This window comes from Neisseria sp. HMSC31F04, assembly GCF_001807735.1.
GTDB classification, from domain to species: domain Bacteria; phylum Pseudomonadota; class Gammaproteobacteria; order Burkholderiales; family Neisseriaceae; genus Neisseria; species Neisseria elongata.
Map to the genome: position 1 here is coordinate 1 of NZ_KV790835.1, position 12,772 is coordinate 12,772.

At 51.1% G+C, this 12,772-nt stretch carries 15 protein-coding genes; 6 read left to right on the forward strand and 9 right to left on the reverse strand.

Features of this window, described 5'->3' with window-relative positions; all coding sequences use genetic code 11:
- Positions 1–390 precede the first annotated feature (390 nt).
- The 6 genes from HMPREF3107_RS10645 to HMPREF3107_RS10670 all read right to left on the reverse strand — a co-directional run bounded on the left by HMPREF3107_RS10645 (position 391) and on the right by HMPREF3107_RS10670 (position 4,215).
- Positions 391–921: a DUF2478 domain-containing protein gene (locus HMPREF3107_RS10645; RefSeq protein ID WP_246828633.1), complete on the reverse strand. Its 531-nt coding sequence runs from the start codon at positions 919–921 to the stop codon at positions 391–393.
- Positions 922–1,235: 314 nt separating this feature from the next.
- Entirely contained in the window at positions 1,236–1,796 is a 561-nt protein-coding gene (locus HMPREF3107_RS10650) for an ankyrin repeat domain-containing protein (protein WP_070455362.1), read from the reverse strand.
- A 51-nt stretch (positions 1,797–1,847) separates the two neighbouring features.
- Entirely contained in the window at positions 1,848–2,285 is a 438-nt protein-coding gene (locus HMPREF3107_RS11995) for an ankyrin repeat domain-containing protein (RefSeq protein WP_070455363.1), read from the reverse strand.
- Positions 2,286–2,354: 69 nt separating this feature from the next.
- Positions 2,355–3,329: a lipoyl synthase gene (gene lipA / locus HMPREF3107_RS10660; protein WP_070455365.1), complete on the reverse strand. Its 975-nt coding sequence runs from the start codon at positions 3,327–3,329 to the stop codon at positions 2,355–2,357.
- Positions 3,326–3,946, reverse strand: a complete 621-nt coding sequence (lipB, locus tag HMPREF3107_RS10665; RefSeq protein WP_070455367.1) for a lipoyl(octanoyl) transferase LipB — start codon at positions 3,944–3,946, stop codon at positions 3,326–3,328. Before lipB ends, lipA begins: the two co-directional genes overlap by 4 nt.
- Complete coding sequence (locus tag HMPREF3107_RS10670) at positions 3,946–4,215, reverse strand: HP0495 family protein (RefSeq protein WP_070455370.1); 270 nt, start codon at positions 4,213–4,215, stop codon at positions 3,946–3,948. Before HMPREF3107_RS10670 ends, lipB begins: the two co-directional genes overlap by 1 nt.
- Positions 4,216–4,408: 193 nt before the next feature.
- Between HMPREF3107_RS10670 and lon the strand changes: the two genes are divergently transcribed.
- Entirely contained in the window at positions 4,409–6,844 is a 2,436-nt protein-coding gene (gene lon / locus HMPREF3107_RS10675) for an endopeptidase La (RefSeq protein WP_070455372.1), read from the forward strand.
- Between the two features lie 191 nt (positions 6,845–7,035).
- A complete protein-coding gene (locus tag HMPREF3107_RS10680) occupies positions 7,036–7,305 on the forward strand; it encodes an HU family DNA-binding protein (protein WP_003770633.1) in 270 nt (89 codons plus the stop codon).
- 60 nt (positions 7,306–7,365) lie between these two features.
- On the opposite strand, the gene HMPREF3107_RS10685 is transcribed toward HMPREF3107_RS10680, so the two are convergent.
- The 3 genes from HMPREF3107_RS10685 to HMPREF3107_RS10695 form a co-directional block, all read right to left on the reverse strand.
- A complete protein-coding gene (locus HMPREF3107_RS10685) occupies positions 7,366–7,878 on the reverse strand; it encodes a YbjQ family protein (RefSeq protein ID WP_070455374.1) in 513 nt (170 codons plus the stop codon).
- Between the two features lie 9 nt (positions 7,879–7,887).
- A complete protein-coding gene (locus HMPREF3107_RS10690; protein WP_234404440.1) occupies positions 7,888–8,235 on the reverse strand; it encodes a YbjQ family protein in 348 nt (115 codons plus the stop codon).
- A 69-nt stretch (positions 8,236–8,304) separates the two neighbouring features.
- The gene (locus tag HMPREF3107_RS10695) at positions 8,305–8,505 is read right to left on the reverse strand and encodes a hypothetical protein (RefSeq protein WP_070455508.1); all 201 of its coding nucleotides are present in this window, start codon (positions 8,503–8,505) and stop codon (positions 8,305–8,307) included.
- 229 nt (positions 8,506–8,734) lie between these two features.
- On the opposite strand from HMPREF3107_RS10695, the gene nrdG reads away from it, so the two are divergent.
- From nrdG to HMPREF3107_RS10720, 4 genes are all read left to right on the forward strand, one after another.
- Positions 8,735–9,271, forward strand: coding sequence for an anaerobic ribonucleoside-triphosphate reductase activating protein (gene nrdG / locus HMPREF3107_RS10700; protein ID WP_070455376.1), 537 nt, complete (start codon positions 8,735–8,737; stop codon positions 9,269–9,271).
- A 34-nt stretch (positions 9,272–9,305) separates the two neighbouring features.
- Positions 9,306–11,087, forward strand: a complete 1,782-nt coding sequence (nrdD, locus tag HMPREF3107_RS10705; RefSeq protein WP_070455377.1) for an anaerobic ribonucleoside-triphosphate reductase — start codon at positions 9,306–9,308, stop codon at positions 11,085–11,087.
- A gap of 297 nt (positions 11,088–11,384) precedes the next feature.
- Complete coding sequence (locus HMPREF3107_RS10715; protein ID WP_049250430.1) at positions 11,385–12,155, forward strand: DeoR/GlpR family DNA-binding transcription regulator; 771 nt, start codon at positions 11,385–11,387, stop codon at positions 12,153–12,155.
- Positions 12,156–12,192: 37 nt separating this feature from the next.
- Complete coding sequence (locus HMPREF3107_RS10720; RefSeq protein WP_083284688.1) at positions 12,193–12,648, forward strand: DUF3465 domain-containing protein; 456 nt, start codon at positions 12,193–12,195, stop codon at positions 12,646–12,648.
- Positions 12,649–12,772 lie beyond the last annotated feature (124 nt).

Genomic DNA, 12,772 nt, shown 5'->3' on the forward strand with positions numbered 1-12,772 from the left:
CTGAGGAAAAGGAATTTTGCAAAGGTCTCTTTTGGTTTGGTTTTCAGACGGCCTGTCTAAATAAGCCGTTTGAACATAGCCGTTAATGGGGCGGTAACGGTAGCTTGTTTTAAAAAGATTTTTGACGCTTAGGAGTTTATAGGAGCACACACAAGAAAAATATGCATAGAAAGCGTAGCCCGAGACAGCAAAATAAGGGGAAAAGGCTGGCTGAAAGAGTGAAAGTGCATACTACTTTGGAAGTATCGGGCAAGGGCGGGAAAATGCGTTGCGTTTGTTTTCTTGAAAATGAGGAAGGTCGTGAAAAGAGCCGGCATCATGGCCATAAAAAGGCCATAAAATTGAAAACGCGTATGTAAATAAGGTGGTCTGCCAGGCAGCAGTGATTTTTTAAGGCAGGCTTCGATTACCGCATTGATTGACCCAGGCAAGAACCGCATCGCTATCTGCGGGCAATTCTCCGCCCTGTCCGCCCGAAAAACTTCTCCAGTCCGGCAGGTATTTGCTGTGCAAGGTGGTCAAAACGGGAATGCCGCAACTGACAGCGGCAAGGTATTCCGACAACAAGCCGCGGTTATCAATTTCGGCATGGCCAAATTTATTGATTACCACCAAATCCACACCTTCCTCTATGGCTTCACGAATCACCGAGCCGGCAGTTGCCAATGCGCCGGAGTCCAGTTTACAGCCGTCCGCATGGCGGCCGAGATTTTGGAAGATGGGAAAGCGCCGGCCGTCTGCAACTGAAGCCAGTTCCGAATTGCAGTGCCTGCCGTTGTCATCTATCGGATTCAGTAGGCCGGCTACACGCCATCCGTTTTGTTGCAACTGACGGACGGCTTGCCATAATGCTGTTATCGCAGCGTCGCCTTCATCGGCGTACACCACGGCAGCAATGGCATAGTCTGATCGTTGTTCCATATGGTTTGACATCAATATGCTTTCAAAGGTTGTGGTAAGGCATCTCTGGAATCGGAGGACACTCTCCTGTTATTAGAGTCCTGGGGTAAATCATGCGATGCTGTTATAAATGATAAAACGTTAGAATCTTTTGGGGCTATTGTCCGTAGGTACTAGTCGAGAAATGAGGACTGATGCAGTTGTTATCGAAAATAATAAGGAATGCACAAAGTTTGGCAAGTAAAAGGCCGTCTGAAACGGATTTCCTGCTTTCAGACGGCCTCTTGTCAAATAGTACGGGATTCCGGGGAAAAGCTATCCTTGCCTATGGCACATTAGGCATATTGTTCCATTAGGGCGATAACCGGTTTCAAACTTTGGTCATCGGAAAAATAAGTCTTCATAAAATCCAATAGCGACATATTTGCATTCTTGACAGGGTGATACACATCTGCACCTTTGTCCAACATGGCTTTTAAAACGTCCAGTCTGTCGGGGATGCCGCCTATCATGGCCAAAGGAATTCCTTGGTCGGCATAGGTTTCAATGTTCGGATCCGCTCCGGCCTCCAGCAGCACCATGGCCGCATCCCCGTTTTCTGCCCGCATCGCGTAATGCAGCGGCGTCATACCGTAGATGTCTTGGGCGTTTACGGGAACGCCTTTGTTTATGTAAAACCGTATAGTTTCAGGTGATGACGGATTCCAAATATTAGCCCTATGCAGGCTATTCCATTTTTCGGGCTCACTGACCCTTAAAGGATCCAGTTTTCCTTCTTCCACCATTTTTTTCAGAAAGTCGGTATCTCCATACCGATTTGCTATCACAATTAACATACCTAAATCATTTTGATATTCAAGCTGTTTCTGCCTATAAATTTCCAAATCATTTATCATTTATTTACTCCTTGATTTTAATAAATTATTTATGTTCTTGCCTATGGCACATCAGGCATATTGCTCCATTAGGGCAATAATTGGTTTCAAACTTTGGTCATCGGAAAAATAAGTCTTCATAAAATCCAATAGCGACATATTTGCATTCTTGACAGGGTGATACACATCTGCACCTTTGTCCAACATGGCTTTTAAAACGTCCAGTCTGTCGGGGATGCCGCCTATCATGGCCAAAGGAATTCCTTGGTCGGCATAGGTTTCGATGTTCGGATCCGCTCCGGCCTCCAGCAGTACCATGGCCGCATCTCCGTTTTCTGCTCGCATTGCGTAATGCAGCGGCGTCATGCCGTAGATGTCTTGGGCGTTTAAAAGAGTTTCTTTAATAATTCTTCCGTTTTCTTGAATTAGGATTATATTAGTAAGCAAAAGGCCGTCTGAAACGATAATTTTCAGACGGCCTGTATTTATGCTTGGGTTGTACTTCAACAAAAAGCACAGCTGTCGATGTGAAAGCTGACTTTTATGGAAATAAATAACCTATTTCATTGAAAAATGGTTTTAGTGGTTGCATTCGCGCAGTGCTTCGGCTGCTTGTTCGTCGGCATGGTAGCTGGAGCGTACCATTGCGCCGCAAGCGGCGTTGGTAAAGCCTTTGGCGTATGCTTCACGTTCAAATTGTTTGAACATATCGGGGGTAACATAGCGCAAAACGGGTAGATGGCCGTCTGAAGGCTGCAGATATTGGCCGATGGTAATCATTTCGATATTGTGCGCCCTCATGTCATCCATGATTTCGCGTATTTCATCGTCTGTTTCGCCCAAGCCGACCATGATGCCGGATTTGGTTGGAATGTGCGGCATCATTTCTTTGTAGCGGCGTAGAAGTTCGAGCGAGTGTTTGTAATCCGCGCCCGGCCGTGCCTGTTTGTAGAGGCGCGGGTGTGTTTCGAGGTTGTGGTTCATTACGTCGGGCGGGGTTTGCGCCAAAATTTTTAATGCAATGTCTAGGCGGCCGCGGAAATCAGGTACTAGGATTTCGATTTTGGTAGTGGGGCTGGCTTCTCGGATGGCGGTAATGCAGTCTGCAAAGTGTTGTGCACCTCCGTCGCGCAGGTCGTCTCGGTCTACCGATGTGATGACGACGTAGCGCAGTTTCATGGCGCGGACGGAGTTGGCTAAGTTTTGCGGTTCTTCGGGATCGAGCGGGTTTGGTCTGCCGTGTCCAACGGCGCAGAAGGGGCAGCGGCGCGTACACATGTCGCCCATAATCATGAAGGTGGCCGTGCCTTTGCTGAAGCATTCGCTGATGTTGGGGCAGGCGGCCTCCTCGCAGACGGTATGCATTTTTTGTTCGCGCAGGATGTCTTTGATTTCGAAAAATTTCTTTGGATTCGGCAGTTTGGCGCGTATCCATTCCGGTTTTTTCAGTTTTTCTTCCAGCGGAACGACTTTGATCGGGATGCGGGCGGTTTTTGATGCGCCGGTGTGTTTGACGCCTTGCCGGTTGTCGAGAGGGTTTGTTTCTGTAGTCATTCGTGTGGTGCTTTCGTTTTCAGACGGCCTTCCAAATAGCCCGTCAGTTTTTCTGCTACTTCGCCGAAGGACGGAGCAGGGCGGACGTGTTCGGCGATTTGTGTCATTTCCAAACCGGCGTAGCCGCAGGGGTTGATGTGGGTGAAAGGGCTCAGGTCCATGTCGATATTGAGGGCCAGGCCGTGGTAAACCGAGCCGTTTTTTATCCGTAGGCCGAGGGAGGCGATTTTTTTGCCTTGCACATATACGCCGGGGCGTTGCGGGTCGGCGTTGGCGGTGATGCCGTAGTCGGACAGGGTATCGATGATGCTGTTTTCCAGCGCGGATACGATGTTGCGGACGGAGGTTTTACGCCGCTTGAAATCTATCATGGTATAGACCACCAGTTGGCCGGGGCCGTGATAGGTGATTTGCCCGCCACGGTCGATTTGGACGACGGGTATGTCGTCGCGTATCAGCAGGTGTTCGGGTTTGCCGGCCAAGCCTTGGGTAAAGACTGGGTTGTGTTCTACCACCCACAGTTCGTCTTCGGTATCGGCGGTGCGCCTGTCGTTGAAGCGTTTCATTTCTTCGAACACGGGTGCGTAGTCGCGCCGGCCGAGTTGTACGGTCTTCATTACAGTACGACTTTCACCATCGGATGGGCAGTCAGGGCGCGGTAGATGTTGTCGAGATGTTCCTGGCTTCCGACATTTACCGGCATGGTGATGCTTTGATAATTGCCGCTGCTGCTATCGCGTATAGTCATGTGGCCGTGTTCGGCATCAGGGGCGTGCTGTTGCACGGTTTCCAGCACTTTGGCGGGAAAGTCGGGGTGTTTGTCACCCATAATTTTAATCGGAAAATTACACGGAAATTCGATGAGGCTTTGTTTTTTTTCAGTCATTTTTAGTTCCTTGCTGGTTTTCAGACGGTCTGTAAGTAATGGAAGGCCATCTGAAAAATAACGGTGCGTATTCTAGCGCAATCGGCGTTTGAAGTCTGCCTTAAATAAGTTTCAGACGGCCTAAATTCAAGCCTTGAAAAAATAAGGTACAGCCCAATTTCCCGCCCTTAGATTCGTAAAGGAAGCAAAAACTATGGCTAAAACCCAATTCTCCGATGATTACCGTGCACTGGCTTTATTACCGTTGCGCGATGTGGTGGTATACCCCCATATGGTTCTGCCGCTGTTTGTCGGCCGCGCCAAATCGATTGCCGCACTGGAGCAGGCAATGGAAAACGACGAGCCGGTTTTTTTGCTCGCGCAAAAAAATCCGAATGATGAAGAACCTAAAGCCGACAGCCTGCACAAAATGGGGACGGTGGCCAATGTCCTGCAGGTGTTGAAACTTCCTGACGGCACAGTAAAGGTGTTGGTGGAAGGTATCCGCCGCGCCCGTGCGCTGACGGTGGAAAACGCCGGCGATTATTTTTTCGCCCATGTGGAAGAAGTTGAAGAAGTTTCCCAGCCGGATCGGGATATGGAGGCATTGCGCCGCACGTTGTTGAATGAATTCGACCAGTTTGCCAAGCTGAACAAAAAGATTCCGGCGGAAGTGTTGGGCACGATTTCCGGAATTGAGGACAACGGCCGTCTGACCGACACCATTGCTGCCCATTTGCAGTTGAAATTGGAGTCGCGCCAAGTGGTTTTGGATAAGGTCGATGTGGCCGAACGGATGGAATTCCTGCTCGGCCAGCTTGATGCCGAACTCGATATTCTGCAGGTGGAAAAACGTATCCGCGGCCGTGTGAAGCGGCAAATGGAAAAATCCCAGCGCGAGTATTACTTGAACGAGCAGGTTAAAGCCATCCATAAGGAATTGGGCGAGGAAGACGAACGTGCCGAGCTGGACAAGCTGGAAGCCGACATCAAAGCCGCAGGCATGAGCAAAGAAGCTGAAGACAAGGCTTTGTCGGAATTGAAAAAATTGAAAATGATGCCGCCGATGTCGGCGGAATCGACAGTGGTACGGAACTATATCGACACCCTGCTGGAATTGCCGTGGAAGAAAAAGACCCGCGTGATTAAAGATATTGCCAAGGCCGATTTGGTGCTGAATGCCGACCATTACGGCTTGGAAAAAGTGAAAGAGCGCATCTTGGAATATCTGGCTGTGCAAAAGCGCAGCGACAAACTCAAAGGCCCGATTTTGTGTTTGGTCGGCCCTCCGGGTGTCGGTAAAACCTCGCTCGGCCACTCAATTGCCAAAGCGACGGGCAGGAAGTATATCCGCATGGCTTTGGGCGGCGTAAAGGATGAAAGCGAAATCCGCGGCCACCGCCGTACCTATATCGGTTCGATGCCGGGCAAAATCATTCAGGGCATGATTAAGGCCGGAGTGAAAAACCCGTTGTTCCTGCTCGATGAAATCGACAAACTCGGCAATGATTTCCGCGGCGATCCTGCCAGCGCGCTGCTGGAAGTCCTCGATCCCGAGCAAAATCATTCGTTTGCCGATCATTTTGTCGAAGTCGATTACGATTTGAGCGATGTGCTTTTTATCGCCACTTCAAACAGCATGAATATTCCGCCGGCCTTGCTCGACCGTATGGAAATCATTCGTTTGTCGGGTTACACAGAAGATGAAAAAATCAGTATTGCCATGCAGTATCTGGTTCCCAAGCAAATGGAGCGCAACGGTGTGCGCGAAGGCGAAATACGGATTGAGGAAGATGCCGTGCGCGACATCGTGCGCTATTACACCCGTGAAGCAGGCGTACGGTCTCTGGACAGGGAAATCGCCAAAATTTGCCGCAAAGGTGTAATGGCCGCACAATTGGCGGAAGACGCACAGAAAACGAAAACGCGCAAAAGCAAACCAAAGGCCATAGTCGTCAATGCTGAAAATTTGTCTGATTATCTCGGTGTGCGCCATTACGATTTCGGTGTGGCCGAAAGTGAAAATCGGGTCGGACAGGTTACCGGCCTGGCATGGACGGAAGTGGGAGGCGAATTACTGACCATCGAAGCAGTGGCTTTGAAAGGCAAAGGCAATATTGTTCGCACGGGCAAACTGGGCGATGTGATGCAGGAATCGATTACCGCCGCGTGGAGTGTCGTTCGCTCTCGTGCAGACGGATTAGGGCTGGCCGCCGATTTTTATGAAAAACACGACATCCATATCCATGTTCCCGAAGGTGCAACCCCGAAAGATGGGCCCAGCGCGGGCATAGGCATGACTTTGGCCATGGTTTCCGCATTCACCAATATTCCCGTGCGCGCCGATGTGGCCATGACCGGGGAGATTACACTGCGTGGCGAAGTGCTGCCCATCGGCGGTTTGAAGGAAAAACTGTTGGCGGCTTTGCGCGGCGGTATCAAACATGTTTTGATACCGCAGGGCAATGTGAAGGACCTGGAAGAAATTCCGGACAATGTAAAGGAAGGTCTGACGATTCATCCGGTGAAATGGATAGACGAAGTTTTGGCGTTGGGTTTGGAATACCAGCCCGAAACAGCTGAAAACGCCGATAACGGACAAGTGGGCGGTTCAAAGCCAAAGTCAAGTGCAAAAGTCCGTAGACACTGAGTCTGATTGTATTGTGTTGCAAAAGGCACCGGCGGCGGGCAATTTGGCTGAAAAAGCCCCCCGTTTATGCCTTTTGCCTTGACACGGCAAATTCAGCCTTGTTATAAAGGCGCGCCATAAGCAATCCGCATTCCAAAGCAGGGTTTATTTTGGAATCCTTTATTTTTTAGACGACAGAAAGGGACTTAACCGTGAACAAGTCTGAATTGATCGAAGCAATGGCTCAAGAAGCCGACATTTCTAAAGCTGCAGCCGCCAAAGCATTGGACGGTATGGTCAATGCCATTACCGAAGCCCTGAAAAAAGGCGATACCGTAACTTTGGTCGGTTTCGGTTCTTTCTACGTGGGCGAGCGTGCGGAGCGTCAAGGCCGCAATCCTAAAACCGGCGAGCCGCTGACCATTGCTGCAGCCAAAACGCCAAAATTCCGTGCCGGCAAATCTTTGAAAGATGCCCTGTAATTTGGTTTGGAAACAATAAAAGGCCGTCTGAAAATTTCAGACGGCCTTTTATTACCTATATCATTGATGCGGAGTTTGAGCCTGCTGAGACAGCCGTCCTGCCGTGCCGTAAGCCAAGACTTCAACCGTACCGACCGCACCTCCTTGCTGCGGCTGGTGGATATTGCCTAAAGAGGCCGTTTCCAATTTGAAGTTCAACACGGCATTTGCCCCTTTCGCTGCGGCCTGTTCTTTTAGACGCAGTACGGCTTCGCGCCGTGCGCGGTCGAGCAAGGTTTCGTAGCTGCGGATATTGCCGCCGAAAAAATTGCGGAACGCTGCCAGCATACGGCGGAAATAATCGCTGGAAACGACGACTCCCGCGTAAACCAATTCCCCGCTGCTAAAGTCCTGCGGCGGTTTTTTTACGGCAATCACCATAATATGCCGCAGCGCAGCTTCCCGCGCCTCGATATCGGCATAATGCTTCCGCTCAATATGGCGGCCGGTGAAATAAGTGATAATCAGCAGCCAAACCGGCCACAGGTACACCAGCAACAGGATGACGGAGAACCCATCGTTGTCGTTCGACATCGCCGCCTCCTATTCCAAAACCACAGCCGTACCGTAGGCAAAGATTTCGGCAGCCCCTGCCGCTACGGATGCGGTGGAAAAGCGCACATTTACCACGGCATTGGCCCCGGCCTGACGCGCCTGTTCGATCATACGGGCAATCGCCTCATCACGGGCTTCGTTTAAAAGCTCGGTGTAACCTTTCAGTTCGCCGCCAACCAGGTTTTTCAAGCCGGCCATAAAATCGCGTCCGACGTGTTTGGCGCGAACGGTCGAACCCTGGACCAATCCCAAATGGCGGACGACGTTGCGGCCGGGAACGGTTTCAATATTGCTCAATAACATCATATTTTCCTTTTCATTATGTTCGTATTTCATACGGGCTGCCGTTGCAGAAACCTGCGGTGGTTCCGTTTTGGATAACGGCTGCGCATCATATCATTTCCGTTAGCGTCCAAACAATTCGGCCACCATCCTTGCTTCTTCTTCCGTATAGGCTTCTCCGTTGAGTTTGGTGCTGAGGGCGAATTCCCCGCTCAAATGCTGCTTGCCACAGGCTTCCCGCCAGCCCTGCAAACGTTCTTGGTCGGTTGTTTTGTTTTTCAGACGGCCTATTGCCCGGGCTGCCTCTTGTTTTTTCGATTCCATCATTCTATTCCCGTATCCGATGAATGGGTTTCCATCATAAACCTGTTTTTTCCGACTGTTCCAAATTGTTATCGAAACTTATGAAAATAGTTTTTGACAAATATTCCAATAAAAATAAGCGAATATTAAATTTTACAATTAGCATGATTGCAATAAGCGAAACCTGTCGATAAAATACTAGATATGGTATTAAAAACGTATAAAAAATACTATATCTAGTATTTGAGTTATGAAAATGTTGAAATTCACAATCGAGCAAATCGTATGGCAGGAAGTGCCGAGCGAAGTGTCGCTGGCGTTTTTGTTTTCAGGCTGTCCGCTGCGCTGCAAGGGCTGCCACAGTGCCGATGCGTGGAAAGAGGGTATCGGCACGGAATTGACCGAGGATTATTTGAGAGGTCGTCTGAAACGCTATCGCGGGCTGATTAGCTGCGTGTTGTTTATGGGCGGGGAATGGCAGCCGGAAGCCTTGCAGAAAATGTTGGGCATCGTGACGCAGGCGGGTTTGAAAGCCTGTTTGTACACCGGTTTGGAGCGTGAGGAGCTGGAAGCGGTTTCAGACGGCATCCTGCCTTATCTGACGTATCTGAAAACCGGTCGCTGGCAGATGGAGCTGGGCGGCTTAGACAGCCTGACGACCAATCAGAAGTTTATCGATTTGCGCACGGGTGAGGTGTTGAACCGCTTGTTTATCAAAGACAAACCCGCGCCCAAAATCATCCCGATTACGACTCAGCCGCAGGCGGCCGCTTTTCAGACGGCCTGAGGCTTTTTATCCAACCCACACAGGAGGACTTAACATGATTCGGCTGCATCCCGAACAGTTAAACGGCAAACTGCAATTCATGCACGACTACATCAGCGCGCAAAACGCGGCGGACGGTTCGAAAATGGACGCCAACGCCAACGTTACCCAGAAAAACATCGCCACAATGGAAGCGGAAATCATGAAAGACTTTTTCGTGCAGATTAACCGCGCCCAAGTGTCGCGCAAAATCGCCGAAATTTTCGACCAATCCGTCGCCGACGAATACATCCGCCAGATTGAGGCACATGAGATTTATGTGCACGACGAAACCAGCCTCAAGCCTTATTGTGTGTCGGTTACGCTGTATCCCTTCCTGCTCGACGGCTTAAGCAAACTCGGCGGCGAATCTAAAGCGCCGCAACATTTGGCTTCGTTTTGCGGCTCGTTTATCAACCTTGTGTTTGCCATCAGCGCGCAGTTTGCCGGCGCGGTGGCTACGGTAGAATTTCTGACTTATTTCGACTACTTCGCCCGCAAAGACTACGGCGACGATTATTTGGAAACCCACGGCAAAGAAATCGCCAACCATATGCAGCAGGTGGTGTACAGCATCAACCAGCCCGCCGCCGCGCGCGGCTATCAGAGCGTTTTTTGGAATATTTCCGTTTACGATCAATACTATTTCGACGCGATGTTCGGCGATTTCGTCTTCCCCGATTTCAGCAAACCGGTGTGGGCGAGCGTGGCGAAGCTGCAAAACTTCTTCCTCAAATGGTTCAATCAGGAGCGCACCAAAGCCGTTTTGACCTTCCCTGTAGTTACCGCCGCGATGCTGACTGACGGAGGCAAATGCAAAGACACCGTGTTCGCCGACGAAATGGCGAAAGAGTTGGCGGAAGGCAATTCCTTCTTCGTCTATCTTTCCGACAATCCCGACTCGTTGGCTTCCTGCTGCCGCCTGCGTAACGCCATCGAAGACCGCACCTTCAGTTACACACTCGGCGCGGGCGGCGTGGCGACCGGTTCCATCAACGTCATCACCATCAATATGAACCGATTGGAGCAAGACGGGCGCGACCTTGCCGCCGAAGTGGCCAAAATCCACAAATACCAATACGCCTACCGCAAACTGATGGAAGAATACCAAGCCGCCGGAATGTTGCCCGTTTACGATGCAGGCTTCATCACGCTGGACAAACAGTTCCTCACCATCGGCATCAACGGCATGGCGGAAGCCGCCGAATCGCAAGGCATCAAGGTCGGCTACAACGACGATTACATCAACTTCGTCCAAGGTCGTCTGAAAACCATATTCGAAGCCAACCAAGCCGCCAGCAAACACTACGGCGTGAAGTTCAATACCGAGTTTGTCCCCGCCGAAAACCTCGGCGTGAAAAACGCCAAATGGGACAAAGCCGACGGCTACAAAGTCAGCCGCGAATGCTACAACTCCTATTTCTACGTCGTCGAAGACGAAGAAATCAACGCGCTCGACAAATTCCTGCTGCACGGTAAAGAACTGGTGGATTGGCTCGACGGCGGCTCCGCGCTGCACTTGAATCTTGACGAAGCCCTGCCCGAATCCGGTTACCGCTCGCTCTTGGACATCGCCGCACAAACCGGCTGCAACTACTTCTGCGTGAACGTGCGCATCACCATCTGCAACGAATGCGGCCATATCGACAAACGCACCTTGCACGCTTGTTCCGCCTGCAGTTCGCACGACATCGACTACGGCACCCGCGTCATCGGCTACCTGAAGCGCGTATCCGCCTTCAATAGCGGACGGCGCAAAGAACACGCGCTACGGCATTACCACCGCAAAGCGGCTTGATGGCTGAACGTTAAAAGCAGTTGCAAAAAATAGGGACGGGGCTGTCCGGGATGACTCGGGCAGCCTCAAAGTTTATCGAAAACAGCGGCAAGAAGCCCTATCCCCACCATTCGGAGCGGCAGGGGAACGGAATACGGCATTCTGCAAAATTCCAACAGCATCCAGTGTGAGAAAGGGAGCGGGTAGGGCGGTTTGAAAAAAATCTTATCTTCCTGATTGGCAGTGCTGTTATCATCCGACCTTTTTACCGTCGGATTGCATCCGGCCGGGTTTTCCATTGCCAGCAGGGTAAAATATATGAGACACAAACGCCAACGCCATGAAAAAATCATCCGTTTGGTGCGGGAGCGCAGTTTTATGCCGGTAGAGGCTTTAGCCTCCGAATTGGATGTTACGCCGCAAACCATACGCCGCGACATCGGCGAACTGTGCGCAGACGGCCTGCTGCAACGCTATCACGGCGGGGCGACTTTGGGTGATGCCGCGCTGAACGACACCTACCTGCTGCAAAAAAAACGGCAGCAGAATGAAAAAGCCCATATCGCCGATTTGATTGCGGCAGAAATTCCCGACGGCTCCAGCCTGTTTATGAGCATCGGGGCAACCATAGAAGCCGTGGCGGCGGCCTTGATTAAAAATCACCGCAACCTGCGCATCATCACCAACAACATCCATGTAGCCGCCTTGGCATCCGGCCGCAGCGACTACACCGTCATCATCACATCGGGCGTGGTCCGGCCGGTGGACGGCGGCATTACGGGCGTGGCGACGGTGGATTTCATCAACCAGTTTAAAGCCGATTATGCCATTCTCGGTTCGTCGTCCATCGAAGCCGACGGCTCGCTGCTGGATTTTGATTTTAAAGAAGTCAGCGTGATGCAGGCCATGATGCAGAACGCGCGGACACGTTATCTCTCGGTCGAACACAATCAAACCGGCCGTACCGCCTTGGTGCGCGTGGCCGCCATCACGGAGTTTGACAAGGTGTTTTCCGACCGGCCGCTGCCCGCCGCCGTGGAAAAACAATTGCAGGACGGCGGCATTCCCTTTTATTCCGCAGAAAGATGAGGCCGTCTGAAATGAAAGAAAAAAACTATTGCCGGTTTTGCTGATTGCCGCAGCGGCGGTTGCCTTGTACTTTTTCGACGGACAAGGCGGGCAAATACCGTTTAATCCACCTGCCTCCCCGACACAACCCGCATCTTCCATCCAGGCTTCATCCTCCGGCAGCGACAGCCGCCTTCAGACGGCCTTCGAAAGGCGCGAAAGCGATTTTCAAATCGAAGGACGGGGCGTGGTGGCAAAGGTTTTACCGGACGACAATAAAGGTTCGCGGCACCAGCGGTTTATCCTACGCTTAAACAGCGGGCAGACTGTTTTGGTGGCGCACAATATCGACTTGGCTCCCAAAATCAAAGGGCTGAAAAAAGGCGACGAGGTTGCTTTTTACGGCGAATACGAATGGAGCGGACAGGGCGGCGTCATCCATTGGACACACCGCGACCCCCAGGGCAGGCACCCCGACGGTTGGTTGAAGCATGAAGGAGAGGTTTACCATTAATCGCCCCAACGGCGGATATACGGAAAGGCCGTCTGAAAAACCGCAATCAAGGGCGGTGGTTTTTCAGACGGCCTTTCATATGACCGATAAAGCTTATAGTGGATTAAATTTAAATCAGGACAAG